Origin of the sequence: Sphingomonas sp. 1185 (assembly GCF_040544655.1) — a bacterium.
Classification (GTDB): domain Bacteria; phylum Pseudomonadota; class Alphaproteobacteria; order Sphingomonadales; family Sphingomonadaceae; genus Sphingomonas.
This window is the reverse complement of record NZ_JBEPKL010000049.1, coordinates 1-13,910: the sequence shown is the minus strand read 5'-3', so window position 1 is coordinate 13,910 and position 13,910 is coordinate 1. Positions and strand designations below refer to the sequence as shown.

Genomic DNA, 13,910 nt, shown 5'->3' with positions numbered 1-13,910 from the left:
AGCCTTTGGGCTCGCTCAACCCCTCACCCAAGCTGCGCTAGCCAGCAGGCTGGCAAGCTCCGCTAACCCTCTCCCCTGTCCAGGGGAGAGGGGAAACTATCCTGAATATGGGTGCGCCTTAGGACGACGCCCGCCAGCCCAGGCCTAGCGCCTTTTGCAGCGCAACGTAATCGTTGGTCAGCCCGGCCACCGCCTGCGACAGCGACTGGTCGGCGGACACGCGCTGGCGCTCGGCATCCAGCGTGTCGATCAGGGTCGCGGTGCCCGCGCGGTAACGCTGCTGCATCAGCATCGCCGAGCGATCCGCCGACGCCTTGGCCCGCGCCAGCGTCGCCACCGTGTTTCGCCGCGCGCGGAAGCGCGACAACGCGTCCTCGGCATCGCGCAGCGCCGACAGCACCACGCCGCGATACTGCGCCTCCGCCTCGTCGCGCGCGCCCTCGGCCTGGCCGACACGGGCATTGGCGCGACCGAAGTTCAGCACATTCCATTGCAACATCGGCGCGCCCAGCGTCACCAGATTGTCGAGATCGGTCAGCGCGTCGAGCGAGGTGCCGCCGATGCCGATGATCCCCATCAGGTTGAGCCTTGGGAATTTCGCCGCCTCCGCCACGCCGATCCGCGCGGTCTGCGCCGCCAGGTTGCGCTCGGCGGCGCGGATGTCGGGGCGACGCTGGAGCAGCGCGGTCGGATCGCCCACCGCCACCTGCGCGGGCGGCAGCGGCACCTTGCCCGGCTGGCCCAGTCGCTGGTCGAGCGTGCCGGGCGCCTCGCCGATCAGGATCGCCAGCGCGTTGAGATAGGTCTCGACCGAGGCCGAGAGCGGCAGGATCTGCGCATCGGTGCTCTCGACCTGGTTGCGCAGCCGCTCGACCTCCAGCTGCGAGGCGGCGCCGTTGTTGAACCGCTGAAGCGTCAGGTTCAGCGTGTCGCGCTGCATCCGTGACGCGTCGCGCGCCAGGATCAGCCGCTGCTGCGCATCGCGAAGCCCGATATAGGCCTGGGCGACATCGGCGCTGAGCGAGACCTGCGCATCGGCGACATTGGCCTCCGCCGCCGCCGCGCTGGCGCGCGCGGCCTCCACGGTGCGACGACGGCCGCCGAACAGGTCGATCTCCCAGCTGGCGTCGAAACCCAGGTTGAAGAAGTCGACGCTGGTCCCGCCGCCCGAGCCGCCCGACGCATTGCCGTTCGCGCCGCCCTGCTCTCCCCCGCCACCCAGGTTCAGCGCGGGCAGATCGGCGTGGAGATAGGTCGCGCTGGCATTGGCATTGGGCGCCTGATTGGCGCGCTCCAGCCGCAGCGCCGAACGCGCCTGCTTCAACCGCGCCTGCGCGACGGCGACATTGGGATTGGACGCCAGCGCCTGCTCTTCCAGCCAGGTCAGCATCGGATCGTTCAGCGTCGTCCACCAGTCGGCGACCGCGGGCGCGGTCGTCGCCAGCGTGGGGTCGGCGCGGACGAACCCGGCAGGCGGCGTCGCGGCGGAGCCGATGGCCTTGGGCGGCCCGGCATAGTTCGGCCCGACGGTGCAGGCCCCCAGCAGAAGAAGCGGGATCAGGGAAAGCTGCTTGCGCATCACGGGCCTCAATGCATCGCCACGGGGCCGCCCTTGGGCAGCGGACGAAGGAACAGGACAAGCGGCATCACCATCAGGATGCCGACGCACAGGATGAAGAACAGGTCGTTATAGGTCATCACCAGCGCCTGTTGCTGGATGGTGCTGCCGATCATGCGATAGGCCGCCTCGCTGCTCCCGAACTGACGGGTCAGGCCGGACAGCCAGTCCTGCACGGCTTGCGAATTGGCCGACAGCGATTCCTCCAGCCGTTGCTGGTGCAGGAAGCTGCGCTGGTCCTGCACGGTCGCGATCCCGGCGAGCGCGAACGATCCGCCCAGATTGCGCGCCGCGCTGAACAGCCCGGCGGCGTCCCCGGCCTGCGACGGCGGCACCGACGAGATCGCCGCCTGGTTCAGGAACAACATGCCCAGGATCGTACCGACCCCGCGCAACAGCTGCGAGTCGGTGAACGAGCCGCCGGTCGAATCCGCGGTCAGCACAGTGTCGATCCCCGCACTGAGCGCCATGATGCCCAGCCCCAGCCCCACCGCGATGCGGATATCGACCTTCTTGATGAGGATCGGGGTGAAGGGCATCATCAACAGGCTGGGGATGCCGCTGAGCAGCACGACCTTGCCCGCCTGGAACGCATTATATCCGGCGATCGAGGCCAGGAACTGCGGGATCACATAGGAGGTGCCGTACAGCACCATGCCCAGCACGATGCCCATGATGACCACGCTGCCGAACTGGCGGTCGAGCAGCAGCTTCAGGCGGATGACCGGCCGCGAGGCGACGAACTGGCCCGCCAACAACAGCGCGAAGCCGAAGATCGACAGGATGGTCAGCTCGATGATCTCGCGCGATTCGAACCATTGCTCGCGCTGTCCCTCTTCCAGCACGACCGTCAGCCCGCCCAGCCCCAGCGCCAGCCCCGCAATGCCCAGCCAGTCGGCCTTGGCCAGCTCGGACAGATGCGGCTTCTGGTGCGGCAGGCCGACGAGGAGCAGCGTGACGAGCACCGCACCGACCGGCAGGTTCAGGAAGAAGGCATAGTGCCAGCTGATATTCTCGGTCAGCCAGCCGCCGATCAGCGGCCCCATCACGGGGCCCAGAATGGCGGTGACGCCGAAAAAGGCGGTGCCGATCGGCTGTTGTTCGCGCGGCAGGCGCGTGGCGATAATGGTCAGCGCGGTCGGGATCAGCGCGCCGCCGGTGATCCCCTGCCCCGCGCGCCCGATGATCATCATCGTCAGGTTGGTCGACAGCCCGCACACCACCGAAAAGCCGGTGAACATGATCGAGGCGATCAGCAGGAAGGTGCGAAGCCCCAGCAACCGCTCCAGCCAGGCCGACAGCGGGATGATGATGATCTCGGCGACCAGATAGGAGGTCGCGATCCACGTCCCCTCGGTGCCGCTGGCGCCGATCTCGCCCTGGATGGTGGGCAGCGCCGAGTTGACGATCGAGATGTCGAGCGTCGCCATCAGCGCGCCGATGCTGCCCGCCGCGACGGCGAGCCAGGCGGTCAGGTCGGCCTTGGCCGGTGTGCCGCCCGGCTGGGCGGTCGATCCGGCCTTGGCCCTCGTCGGGGCGGCGGCGGCGCTCACCGGCGCTGCGCCCCCTCCCGCGCCTCGTTATGCTGGTCCTGCTGCTCGGCGATGCGCTTCAGCGCGCCCTTGGCCGAACGGGTGTCGACCGTGACGTCGACCGACATGCCCGGCACCATCAGCGCGCGGGTCTGATCGTCGGCGTCGACCGCGATGCGGACCGGTACGCGCTGCACGATCTTGGTGAAGTTGCCGGTCGCGTTCTGCGGCGGCAGCAGCGAGAATTGCGCGCCGGTGCCCGGTGCCACGCTTTCGACATGGCCCTTGATCTCGACGCCCGGCAGCGCGTCGACCTCGATCTTCACCGGCTGGCCGGGACGCATCAGGCCCAGCTGCGTCTCCTTAAAGTTCGCGCTGATATAAAGCTGGCTGACCGGCACGATCGACATGGTGCGCGTGCCCGCCTGGACGAACTGGCCGACGCGCACCGTCTTGTTGCCGACCCGCCCCGCGATCGAGGCACGGATCATCGTCGAGCCGAGATTGACCTCGGCGGCGTCGAGCTGCGCCCGGGCGGCCTCGCCCTGCGAACGGGCCTGCTGGACCTGCGCGTTCAGCGTGCCGATGCGGCGACGCGACGCGGACAGCGCGGCATTGGCCGCCGCGACCTTGGCATTGGCCTGACGCGCCTGGTTCTGGAGCTGCGACAGGCGCTCGCGGCTTTCCGCGCCCGATGCGGCGAGCGGCGTGTAGCGGACGACCTCGGCCTGGGCGAAGGCGGCATCGCTCTGCGCGGCGCGGAGATCGGCCTCGGAGCGGTCGATCGCGGCCTGCTGCTCGCGGATCTGCGCCTGCACGCCCTGCGCATTGGCCTGGGCGACGCCGATCTGCGCCTCGATCTGCGCGGTCTGGGCGCGATAGTCGCGCGTATCGATCTGGAGCAGCGGCTGGCCCGCCTGGACGTTCTGGTTCTCGCCGACGAACACCTTGTCGACATAGCCCGAGACCTTGGGCGCGACGGTGACGGCATCCGCCTGGATATAGGCGTCGTTGGTCGACTGCATATACTGGCCGACGCTCTTGTAATTGGCATACCAGAACACGCCGCCGATCACCGCGACTGCCGCGACGACGAGCAGGATGACACGGATGCGCCGCTGCTTGGCGGGGGAGGCCGGTGCCTTGTTGTCGTCATCGGGGGTCGTGTCGGCGGCGTTCGCGCCCTGCCCCTCATTCACTTGGTTAGCATCGGCCATGCCGGGCCCCCTGTCGATGGAATCAATGGAACTTGGCAGTGTATTTGGACGCACTTGCAGCATAAGGCAAGACCATTTATTGAGCTACCTCATAATATGGTTGACCGTGACTCTCTCATGCTTCGCTACGGCCGCATCTATATGCGGCTTCACCGGTTGCTGGACCGCCGCATGGCGGCGCAGGGCGCATCGCTCGCGCGGACCAAGATGCTGCTGTTCATCGCGAACAACGCGCCGGTGCGCGCCGCCGACATCGCCGAGTGCTTCAGCCTGGCGCCGCGCACCGTGACCCAGGCGGTGGATACGATGGAGCGGGACGGGCTGCTCGTCCGCATCCCGGACCCGGACGACCGGCGGGCCAAGCGGCTTGCCATCACCGAGAGCGGGCGTCAGGTCATCCGCCAGACCGAACCGCTGCGCCGCGAACTGACCGGCCTGGCGCTCCACAGCCTGACCGAAGAGGAAGTGGGGCAGCTGAGCGTCATTCTCGACAAGCTGGACCAGGCAGTCGGGGCGGAGATCGACGCCCTGCCCGTCGGGCCGTCCGCCGCGTCGCCATCGCAGGACTGAACGCCGCGTCGCCTCGACCACCCTTTTCCTCCGATTGTCTTCCTCAGCGCGGTTCGGAATAGAAGCGCAGCGCGGGCGGCGGATCGCTCGGCCGTTCTCCTTGCGCCGCACGATGCGCCGCGCGTACCGCCGCGGCTAGGCTGCCCGGCCGAAACGGCTTGGCGATGCAGCCGATCACCAGCGGATGGCCGCCGCGTTCCGGGCAGTTGCCGCTCAGGAAGATGCTGGGAATGCCACGCTCGGCCAGCAGCTGCGCGGCGGTCAGCCCGCTGTCGCCGTCCGCCAGCTTGACGTCGCACAGAACTAGGTCGGGCCGCTGCGCATCGGCCAGTTCCAGCGCGGCCGACACGGTGTCCGCGATGCCGATCACATTGTGACCGTGCAGGGTCAGCGCATCCTCGACGAGCATCGCGACCAGCGCCTCGTCCTCGATGATCAGCAGGTCGAGGCCATCGGCATCGAATGCGGAATTATCGGATACCAGTCCCGTATTCGCCACCGTCATGCGGCATGACCAAGATCAGGCACCCATCATCCTCGTTCGTCAGCGTCGCGCGCAACTGATGGCAAAGCCGTGCGACCAGTCGATGACGTTCGACAAGATCGACATGGCGTCCCCATCCGGGCCCCTGAAACGCAATGCGCAGCATTTCGTTCCCGCCCGCCCGAAAGGGATGCATCGCGATATGCGGGACCGCCGCCCCGCCTTCCAGCAGCGTGTCGAGCAGCAGCGCCGCCGCCACCGCCCGCTCGATCGGCACCGGGACGGGGCCCTCCGCCGCGACCGCGCCCACCGCCGCGTCGCCACGCAACTGCGCGATCACGTCGCCGAACAAGGCCGCCAGGTCGACCAGCCCCGGCTCGGCGGTGGCGTAGAGCGGGCGATGCGCGCTCGCCAGCACCTGCAACCGCTCGGCCGCGCGCGACAGGGCGGCGCGGGTCGCGGTGTCGCTGGCCGAGCGGACCTCGTGCGACACCAGCCCGATCGCGACCTGCAAGGCGTTGCGGACCCGGTGGTTCAGCTCGTCGAGCAACCGCGCCTGGGTCTCGATCCCGTGCCGCAGCGCCTCCTCGATCCGCAAGCGATGCTGCGCCAGCGCGACATAATGGCACAACAGCGTCAGGAGCCGCCGCTCATCCTCGCCGAACGGCCGGGCCGCGCGCCGACCGAAGCCCAGCGTGCCGAGCAGCTGATCGCCGTGGAGCAGCGGCATGCACAGATAGACATCGATCCCCAGCGAACGGACGAAGGACGTCCGCACCTCGCCGCTTTCCTGGATGTCGGTCAGGTGCAGCGCCCGGCGTTCGCGCATCGCCTGTCCGCAGGCGGACTGGGTCATGTCGAGCGTCGCCGCCTCGGTGCGTTGCGCGCGCGACAGGCCGCCCGACGCCTCCAGCCGGACGGAGCGATCGTCGCGGCGGAAATTGAAATAGACGTCGAGATCCAGCTCGTCGCGGATCAGGGCGAACAGCGCATCGATCATCGCCGCAGGATCGTCGGCGGCCATCAGGCGGTCGGTGGCGGCGGCCACCAGCGCCAGATAGCGGCGCGCCACGTCCGGATTGGCGGTTACCGATCCGATCGCGTCGTCGGGCAGGGTCAGGGACGCACGGGATGACGGGGAGAGAGCCACGTCTTTCAGATAGCCTTACCGGCCGCCGCCTCCAAGGGGCTAGGTGGCCGTGATGGGTTAAACCTCGTCCGGGAACGGGCGGAAACGCGGCACCGCCCGCTCCCGCCCGCGCCCTGGCCGGATCAGCGTGCCATCGCCGCCGACTGGTCGAGCGGCACGACCGGCAGCCAGACCCGGCTGGGATTGGCACCGCCACGTTCCAGCGTGATCGTCGCCTTCCGGTAATCGCCCGCCTTGGCCGTGAAGATATTGGGCACGAAGGTCTGGGGATTGCGGTCGTAGAGCGGGAACAGGCTGGACTGGACCTGGATCATGATCCGGTGCCCCGGCTGGAACACATGGTTCACGGTCGGCAGGCGGAACTTATATTCCTGCACCTTGCCCGCCGGGATTGCGGTCGGGTCGGAGAAGCTGTTGCGATAGCGGCCCCGGAAGATGTCGAGGCTGATCGGCAGCTCATAGCCGCCCATCTTGGGGTCGATCGCATCCTCGGGCGGGAAGACGTCGATGACCTTCACCACGAAGTCGCCGTCGGTGCCGGTCGTGCGCGCGAACAGGTCGGCGATCGGCGCGCCCGACACGCGCACCGGCTTGGTCAGGACCGGCCCGGTATAAGTGACGACGTCGGTCCGGCCATCGGCGTGACGCTGGTCGCTGACCAGCCAGTCGCCCCAGCGGCCATCGTTGAAATTGACCGGCCGCGACAGATGCGGAACCGGATTGGCGGGGTCGGAGACATAGGAATCCTCCCCGCTGCCCGGCTTGTCGAAGCTCAGGCCCTTGTCGTCCGCCAGATAGAGCGGGGTCAGCGGCGCGTCGCACCCGCTCTGACAGGCCAGCGGCCAGCGGGTCAGCCTGTCCCAATGGTTTTCGCCGGTATTGTAGATGGCGGCGCTGGGCAGGTTGGCGGGCGCGCCGTCCTTCAGATACTGGTTGAACAGCGGCAGGACCATATTTTCGCGGAACTGCTTGGCGGTGTCGCCATTCCACTGGAACGGGCCCAGGCTGGTGCCTGTGCGGTTGATCTGGCTGTGCCGCCACGGGCCCATCACCAGGAAATTGTTGCCCAGCTTGCCCTTGGCCTTCAGCGCTTCCCACGAGGTGATCGCGCCGTACATGTCCTCCTGGTCCCACAGCCCCTGTTCCCAGATGGTCGGCACGTTGGAGGGGTTCGCGGCCAGCAGCTTGTCGAGCGCCTGGCCCTGCCAGTAGAAGTCATAGGCGGGATGCTGGACGATCCGCTGCCAGAAGGGCAGCTGGTCATAGCCCGACTTCCTGGCCCAGTCGTTCGCCGAGCCGTGGCGGAAATTCTCGTAATCGTCGTAACCGCCGCTCGACGGCGCCTTGCCCTCGCCCTTGTAGCCGGTCTGCGATCCGATCCAGCCGATATTGGCGAAGCGGAAGGCCCCGTAATGGAACCAGTCGTCCCCCATCCAGCCGTCGATCATCGGGCTTTCCGGCGCGGCGACCTTCAGCGCGGGGTGCGGATGGAGCAGCGCCATGACGACGGTGAAGCCCTCGTACGAGGACCCGATCATCCCGACCCGGCCATTGGACTGGGGCAGGTTCGCCTTGTTCACCAGCCAGTCGATCGTGTCATAGGCGTCGGTCGTGTGATCGACCTTGGTCGCGTTCAGCGGACCGATGACCGGACGGGTCACGACATATTCGCCCTCCGAGCCATATTTGCCGCGAATGTCCTGATAGACGCGGATATAGCCCGCCTTGACGAACTCCTCGTCGGCCAGCGGCAGCGCCTCGATCATCCTGGTGCTGTCCGACCGCTTGGCGCGACCGGCGGCGTTATAGGGGGTGCGGGTCAGCACGATCGGCGCGTTCACCGCGCCCTTGGGTATCACGATGACGGTGTAGAGCTTCACGCCGTCGCGCATCGGGATCATCACCTCGCGCTTGATGTAATCGCGCTCGGCGACGTCGGTCGGCGGGGTGAAATGGGCGGGGATGTCGCTGACCGTGGAGTCGGTCACGACCTGGACGGGCGTGGAGGCGGCGGGGGTCTGCTGGGCCGAGGCCGGGGACAGGATCGCGAGCGCGCTCGCGGCAAGCAGGCAGGTGCGGAAGGTCATGGAAGAAACGGATCCCCCTCTGGATCGGTTGATGCGTCATCGTGCCGCGACGGAAGCGTCAGGGCAACTGTCCGGCTACCTATGGTACATTATATCATTGACGTGCAAGGGCTCCGCGCGCCGCAAGCTTTCCTTTCGACGCCCCGCCCCATAGACTAGTCAGACATGTGCCGGGATCGGCGCGCGGACATCGGCCCGGAAGGAAGCAGCCAAGTGACGATATTGAAGCGACGCGGGCCCGCCCACAGCGCGCTGGCCCGCGACATCGGCGTCGCCATCGTGACCGGCCGGATCGCCGCCGGATCGACCCTGCCGGGCGAGGTCGAGATCGCCGAGCAGCGCGGCATGTCGCGCTCGGTCGTGCGCGAGGCGCTGCGCATGCTGTCGGCCAAGGGGCTGGTGGTCAGCAAGCCCAAGGCGGGGACGCGGGTGCGCGAGCGGCTGGAGTGGAACCTGCTCGACCCCGAACTGCTTGCCTGGATGTTCGAGGGCGAACCGCCCGCGGGCTTCGTCCAGAGCCTGTTCCAGCTTCGCCTGATCGTCGAGCCCGCCGCCGCCGAGCTGGCCGCCCTGAAGCGCGATACCCGGCAATTGTCGCGCATGGGCGCCGCGCTGGAGGCGATGGGCGAGCATGGCCTGCACACCGAACAGGGGCGCGCCGCCGACCAGCAGTTCCACAACATCATCCTCGAGGCGACCGCCAACGAACTGCTCATCAGCCTGTCGGGCAGCATCGGCGCGGCGGTCCGCTGGACGACGCTCTACAAGCATCGCAGCGCCAAGTTGCCACGCGACTCAATGCCCGAGCATCGCCAGCTCTTCGCCGCCATTGCCGAGTCCGACGCGGCGGCGGCCCGCGCCGCGACGATCGTGCTGGTCGAACAGGCGCGCGAGGATACCGAACGCGCGCTGGCGCGGTGACCCGCCTGTTACACATCGAAACGCCTGACACTGCGGACCCTCGCGAAACCTTTTGAAAAGCTGTCCGCGGCTAGGCATGGCTCGGCCAGCAAATTGTAACGACGGTGATATGAAAAAGGTTCTTCTCGGCGCGATGGCGGCCATCGCCACCCTTTCCGCGGCGGCTCCTGCGTCCGCCGGGGTCAGCTCGACCTCGTATCTCGTGCCGCCCGTCTATGCGCGCGACACGACGGTGATCGATTTCACCAACGGCATTCCGTCGGGCTTCTCGCTGAACGGCGGCACGGTCCTGAACGACTCGACCAGCACGGGCGCCTATAAGGGCGCGATCCAGCCGTCCGGCGGCAGCGGCAATTATCTGGCCGTCGGCGCGACCAACGGCACGGTGGCCGAGCTGAAGGGCACCGGCTCGACCGGCTGGGGCGCGGTCAGCCTCCTGTGGGGCACGATCGACTCGTTCAACTCGCTCGACATCCTCGATACGCTGGGCAAGACGATCGCGACGATCACCGGCGCCGACATCGCCAACGGTCTCCTCAAGACAGGGACGACCAGCGACAATAATCGCTACGTCACCTATACGGTCGATCCCAGCACCGGACGCCAGATCGGCGGCCTGCGCTTCACCTCGCCGACCGATTCGTTCGAGGTCGACAATATCGCCTTCCTGAAACCGACCTCGGTTCCCGAACCCGGCACGATCGCGCTGTTCGCGCTCGCCGTCCTGGGCCTGGGCATGCTGCGCGCGCGCAAGCTGAAGGCGCAGCCGCTGGCGCTGTGATCCGCGCCTGACAGGATCGAAAATGGAGGCGAGGACCATCGGGGTCCTCGCCTTTTTTCGTCATTCCGCCTCGAACACGAAGGCGGTGCCGACGAAGTCGCCCTTGAGCGGCGCGCGCAGTCCCCGGTTCATCCAATAGGCGCCCGACGCGCGCGCGGGCACGCCCGCCGGGCGGTCAGCACCGTCGAGCATCCGCACCCGATAGACCCGCGCCGGGTCCAGCCCCTGCGCATGGATCGCGGCCGGATTGTCGCGCCACATCGACGAGTGGAGCATCTGGAACAGCACCGCCTGCCGCTTGTCCTGCCCGACATACAGGGTCGCGGCGGTCGCATTGTCGCCGGTCGGGGACTCCAGCCGATAGAGCGCGCCGCGCTGGACCGTCTCGCGGATCGTCTTGTACGCCGCCACCCATTTGCGCGCGGTGGCGAAGTCGCCCTCCCCCCATTTGTCGAGATTCGCGCCGATCCCCAGCCCGCCCTGCATCGAGGACAGGAAGCGGTAGTCGAGGCTGGTGACGCGGGTATTCGCCCAATTGGGGCTGTCGGTGAAGGGCTATCTCCAGCCGCTCTATTAGGGATCGTCGCTGGCGGAGGGCGACCCGCTGGTCTCGAGCGATCCGGTCAAGACCTGCGACCCCATCGTGTTGAAGGCGCCGGGCGAACTGTCGGGCTTCGGCCCGGCGGGTTCGGTCACGCTCCAGGAGTCTCCAGGGCAGGGCGAGGGGCTGGTCAGCGAACCGGGCGTCAAGGCGCTGTTCGCCGATGGCAATCGCGACCTCGTCCTGAAATATCGCAGCCGCAAGGCCAGCGGCGAGACGCTGACCGTCGAGCTGGTCGATACTCGCCGCCCCCTGTTCGTGACGCTATCCGGTGGCGGTGATGATGGCCTGGGTCTCGTCCACCCCCATGGCATAGGTGACCCCGCCACCGTCGAGCCGAAACACCTTCGCCCCCGCCGGGGCAGTGACCCGTGCCGATACCGGGGCGGCGAGGGCGACCATGCCCACCCCCGCCGCCATGACGTTGCGCCAGCGCATCAGACTCTCCTGCAAACCTTTGCATTAAATCTGACATAAGGCGCGGGGTGGGCGCAAGCTGCTTGTCTTAAAAGGCGACCCTGGCCGATACGCGAACCGTGCGCGGCGCACCCGGATAGACCCAGACGGGGCTGTAGGAGCTCATCGCATAATGGACGTCGAACAGATTGTCCGCCTCCGCCCGGACGGTCAGCGCGGGCGTCACGCCGATCTCTCCGGCGATCTTGGCCTTGGTATAGGCGGGCAGGCGCAGGCCGCTATTGTCCACCGCCCCCGCGCGATCGCCGACATAGGCCGCCCCCGCCGACACCGACCAGTCGGTGCCCCAGCCGGTCGGATAGCGGCCGACGACGAACAGCGTCCCCGAATGCTTGGCGACGTTCAGCACGTCGGGCGTGGCGAAGGTGCGGTCGTCGGCGCGGGCGTCGACATAGGCATAGTTGGCCACCACCTGCCACCGCTTCGCCAGGTCGAGCGAAGCGTCCAGTTCGACACCCCGGCTCTTGAGCGAACCGACCGGCGCCAGGAAGTTGGGATCGACCGGATCGTTGGTCAGGATGTTGCGCTTCTCGATATCGAAGAAGGTCGCCGCGACGTTCACGCCGGGCCAGCGTCCGGCGATGCCCAGTTCATACCCCTTGGCCTCTTCGGGGCCGAAGGACGGTCCCTGCGGATTGTCGGCGGTCGGTCGGCCGGTTCCCGAATTGAGCAGGAAGGACTCGCCCCAATTGCCATGGACCGCGATCGCGTCGGTGACGCGGTAGCGCGCGCCGAAGCGGAACTTGACCGGATCGCCCGTCGCCTCGGTCTCCAGCCCGGTCAGGTTGCGGCGCAGCTTCTGGCGATAGGTGTCGAAGCGGATACCCCCGGTCAGGGTCAGCCGGTCGGTGACGTCCCACATGTCCTGCGCATACAGGGTTCCGACCGCCCGCTTCTCGCGCTGGTCGGTGAAATTGGCGACCGCCGGGCGCGGCTGGCCATAGACGGGATTGAAGACGTCGATGGCATAGGGGCGCGCGGCGGACGGGCGGAAACGGCGCAGCAGTTCGAGATAGTCGAGCGTATAGCCCTTGATCCCGATGCTGGGATGATGGACGCCCCAGGCGTTAAACCGGCCCGCCAGCTCGATCCGGGCGGAGAAGTCGGTCGCCTCATAGCCCCGCTCGCGCCGTTGCCGCCACAGCGTGCGGTTGTCCGAACGCAGGCTGGACTGGTCGCTCGAAAAGCCGCGCAGGGTCGTGTAGCGCCAGTTCACCCCGCCATTGATCGACCATTCGCCGCCCAGCCCATGCTCGCCGGTCAGTTGCAGCCGGGTATTGTCGGCATGATGCAGCCCGTCGGCGGGCTCGCCGAAATAGCGGTTGGACGGAATGGCCAGCGCGTCGCCCCGGATGGCGGGCACGCCGCGATCGAAGGCCGAGGCGAACCGCGTATATTCGGCCAGCGCGGTCAGGCGGGTTCCGGCGTGCGGCTGCCAGGTGAGCGAGGGCGAGACGACGCGGCGCGACGGGTTGGTATAGTCGCGATAGCCGTCCGAATCCTCGCCCGCGACGACGATGCGCCCGGCCAGCGTGTCGGAGAACGGCCCCGTCACATCCAGCTCGGCGCGGCGCGTGTTGAACGATCCCACCATCACCGTGGCGTTGACCGCCGGGGTGAAGCGCGGCGTCTTCGACACGATATTCACCCGGCCCGCCGGATCGATATCGCCGAACACCGCGCCCGCCGGGCCCTTCAGCACCTCGATCCGCTCCGTGGTGGCGGGGTCGCGCGGCGGGGCGAGGCCGCGATTGGCGAGGAAGCCGTCGATATAATATTCCGCGCCGCCGTCCGGCGTCCCCAGAAAGCCGCGAATGGCGAAATTGTCGATGAAGCCGCCGCGATTATTCTGCTGGCTGATGCCGCTGAACAGCTCCAGCGCGTCGGACAGGCGATAGGTGCCGTTGGCGACCAGCAGGTCGCGCTCCAGCGAGCGGCTCGACTGCGACATGCGGCGGGTCAACAGGTCGGAGCCGAGCGTGGAATCGCGCTGCGACCGGGTGCCCAGCACGACGATGTCGCCATGATCGTCCGGCGCCGCCGCCTCCTTGCGGGTCTGCGCCATGGCGGGGCCGGTCGCCAGGATCAGCGCGACGAACGACAAGGATGCGCGGCCGAACCGCGTCGGCAAACGATGGATGAACATGACATTACTCCCGTGGAGGGGGCGCATATCCAAAGGTCGGTTGCGTTACAACATATCAATGTGACGTTTTTTTCACCCAACCGCCCGTGCCGCTAGGGCGGATCGACATTCAATGTCGTGTCTTCTTCCCTCTCCCCTGGACAGGGGAGAGGGTTAGCGAAGCTTGCCAGCCTGCTGGCTAGCGCAGCTTGGGTGAGGGGTTGAGCGAGCCCAGCGGCTCGCGCGCTCGCAAAGCGAGCGCCCACCCCTCACCCAGCTCCGACTAAGCCTTTGCTCTCGCAAAGGCCAAGTCTGCGCAACCCTCTCCCCTCTGCGAGGGGCGAGGG

13 protein-coding genes are annotated in these 13,910 nt (G+C 67.7%); 3 read left to right on the top strand and 10 right to left on the bottom strand.

Annotation, left to right across the window (positions count from 1 at the left end; translation table 11 throughout):
• Positions 1-118: 118 nt before the first annotated feature.
• Genes ABIC44_RS19210 through ABIC44_RS19200 form a run of 3 tightly spaced genes read right to left on the bottom strand, consistent with a single transcriptional unit; the run spans position 119 to position 4,367 of the window.
• The gene (locus tag ABIC44_RS19210) at positions 119-1,579 is read right to left on the bottom strand and encodes an efflux transporter outer membrane subunit (protein ID WP_354297025.1); all 1,461 of its coding nucleotides are present in this window, start codon (positions 1,577-1,579) and stop codon (positions 119-121) included.
• 8 nt (positions 1,580-1,587) lie between these two features.
• Positions 1,588-3,171: an MDR family MFS transporter gene (locus ABIC44_RS19205; RefSeq protein ID WP_502959869.1), complete on the bottom strand. Its 1,584-nt coding sequence runs from the start codon at positions 3,169-3,171 to the stop codon at positions 1,588-1,590.
• Positions 3,168-4,367: an HlyD family secretion protein gene (locus ABIC44_RS19200; protein WP_354297024.1), complete on the bottom strand. Its 1,200-nt coding sequence runs from the start codon at positions 4,365-4,367 to the stop codon at positions 3,168-3,170. Before ABIC44_RS19200 ends, ABIC44_RS19205 begins: the two co-directional genes overlap by 4 nt.
• Before the next feature lie 96 nt (positions 4,368-4,463).
• Here ABIC44_RS19200 and ABIC44_RS19195 point away from each other — a divergent pair, with 96 nt between their 5' ends.
• Positions 4,464-4,937, top strand: coding sequence for a MarR family winged helix-turn-helix transcriptional regulator (locus ABIC44_RS19195; protein WP_354297023.1), 474 nt, complete (start codon positions 4,464-4,466; stop codon positions 4,935-4,937).
• A gap of 43 nt (positions 4,938-4,980) precedes the next feature.
• On the opposite strand, the gene ABIC44_RS19190 is transcribed toward ABIC44_RS19195, so the two are convergent.
• The 3 genes from ABIC44_RS19190 to ABIC44_RS19180 all read right to left on the bottom strand — a co-directional run bounded on the left by ABIC44_RS19190 (position 4,981) and on the right by ABIC44_RS19180 (position 8,658).
• Positions 4,981-5,442 carry a response regulator gene (locus tag ABIC44_RS19190; protein ID WP_309696499.1) on the bottom strand — a complete coding sequence of 154 codons (462 nt, stop codon included), beginning with the start codon at positions 5,440-5,442 and terminating at the stop codon, positions 4,981-4,983.
• Entirely contained in the window at positions 5,408-6,571 is a 1,164-nt protein-coding gene (locus ABIC44_RS19185; RefSeq protein ID WP_354297022.1) for a GAF domain-containing protein, read from the bottom strand. The genes ABIC44_RS19190 and ABIC44_RS19185 overlap by 35 nt, the downstream gene beginning before the upstream one ends.
• 122 nt (positions 6,572-6,693) lie before the next feature.
• Positions 6,694-8,658 carry a CocE/NonD family hydrolase gene (locus ABIC44_RS19180; RefSeq protein WP_354297020.1) on the bottom strand — a complete coding sequence of 655 codons (1,965 nt, stop codon included), beginning with the start codon at positions 8,656-8,658 and terminating at the stop codon, positions 6,694-6,696.
• Between the two features lie 213 nt (positions 8,659-8,871).
• Here ABIC44_RS19180 and ABIC44_RS19175 point away from each other — a divergent pair, with 213 nt between their 5' ends.
• On the top strand, positions 8,872-9,579 hold the full coding sequence (locus ABIC44_RS19175; RefSeq protein ID WP_354297019.1) for a FadR/GntR family transcriptional regulator: 708 nt from the start codon (positions 8,872-8,874) through the stop codon (positions 9,577-9,579).
• Positions 9,580-9,688: 109 nt separating this feature from the next.
• Positions 9,689-10,360: an Npun_F0296 family exosortase-dependent surface protein gene (locus ABIC44_RS19170; RefSeq protein WP_307099886.1), complete on the top strand. Its 672-nt coding sequence runs from the start codon at positions 9,689-9,691 to the stop codon at positions 10,358-10,360.
• Positions 10,361-10,420: 60 nt separating this feature from the next.
• Here ABIC44_RS19170 and ABIC44_RS19165 read toward each other — a convergent pair whose 3' ends face one another.
• From ABIC44_RS19165 to ABIC44_RS19150, 4 genes are all read right to left on the bottom strand, one after another.
• On the bottom strand, positions 10,421-10,846 hold the full coding sequence (locus ABIC44_RS19165; RefSeq protein WP_354297017.1) for a GH36 C-terminal domain-containing protein: 426 nt from the start codon (positions 10,844-10,846) through the stop codon (positions 10,421-10,423).
• 87 nt (positions 10,847-10,933) lie between these two features.
• Positions 10,934-11,056, bottom strand: a complete 123-nt coding sequence (locus ABIC44_RS19160) for a hypothetical protein (protein ID WP_354297016.1) — start codon at positions 11,054-11,056, stop codon at positions 10,934-10,936.
• A 169-nt stretch (positions 11,057-11,225) separates the two neighbouring features.
• Positions 11,226-11,399 (bottom strand): hypothetical protein, encoded by a 174-nt coding sequence (locus tag ABIC44_RS19155; protein ID WP_354297015.1) that lies wholly within the window; start codon positions 11,397-11,399, stop codon positions 11,226-11,228.
• Positions 11,400-11,466: 67 nt separating this feature from the next.
• Positions 11,467-13,584, bottom strand: coding sequence for a TonB-dependent siderophore receptor (locus ABIC44_RS19150; protein WP_309696512.1), 2,118 nt, complete (start codon positions 13,582-13,584; stop codon positions 11,467-11,469).
• Positions 13,585-13,910: the final 326 nt, after the last annotated feature.

Bases quoted from the DNA above. Each gene is read 5' to 3' on its own strand.
- ABIC44_RS19170 (WP_307099886.1), top strand. From the start codon at position 9,689: ATGAAAAAGGTTCTTCTCGGCGCGATGGCGGCCATCGCCACCCTTTCC.
- ABIC44_RS19210 (WP_354297025.1), bottom strand. From the start codon at position 1,579: ATGCGCAAGCAGCTTTCCCTGATCCCGCTTCTTCTGCTGGGGGCCTGC.
- ABIC44_RS19150 (WP_309696512.1), bottom strand. From the start codon at position 13,584: ATGTTCATCCATCGTTTGCCGACGCGGTTCGGCCGCGCATCCTTGTCG.
- ABIC44_RS19165 (WP_354297017.1), bottom strand. From the start codon at position 10,846: ATGCAGGGCGGGCTGGGGATCGGCGCGAATCTCGACAAATGGGGGGAG.
- ABIC44_RS19200 (WP_354297024.1), bottom strand. From the start codon at position 4,367: ATGGCCGATGCTAACCAAGTGAATGAGGGGCAGGGCGCGAACGCCGCC.
- ABIC44_RS19190 (WP_309696499.1), bottom strand. From the start codon at position 5,442: ATGACGGTGGCGAATACGGGACTGGTATCCGATAATTCCGCATTCGAT.
- ABIC44_RS19180 (WP_354297020.1), bottom strand. From the start codon at position 8,658: ATGACCTTCCGCACCTGCCTGCTTGCCGCGAGCGCGCTCGCGATCCTG.
- ABIC44_RS19195 (WP_354297023.1), top strand. From the start codon at position 4,464: ATGGTTGACCGTGACTCTCTCATGCTTCGCTACGGCCGCATCTATATG.
- ABIC44_RS19155 (WP_354297015.1), bottom strand. From the start codon at position 11,399: ATGCGCTGGCGCAACGTCATGGCGGCGGGGGTGGGCATGGTCGCCCTC.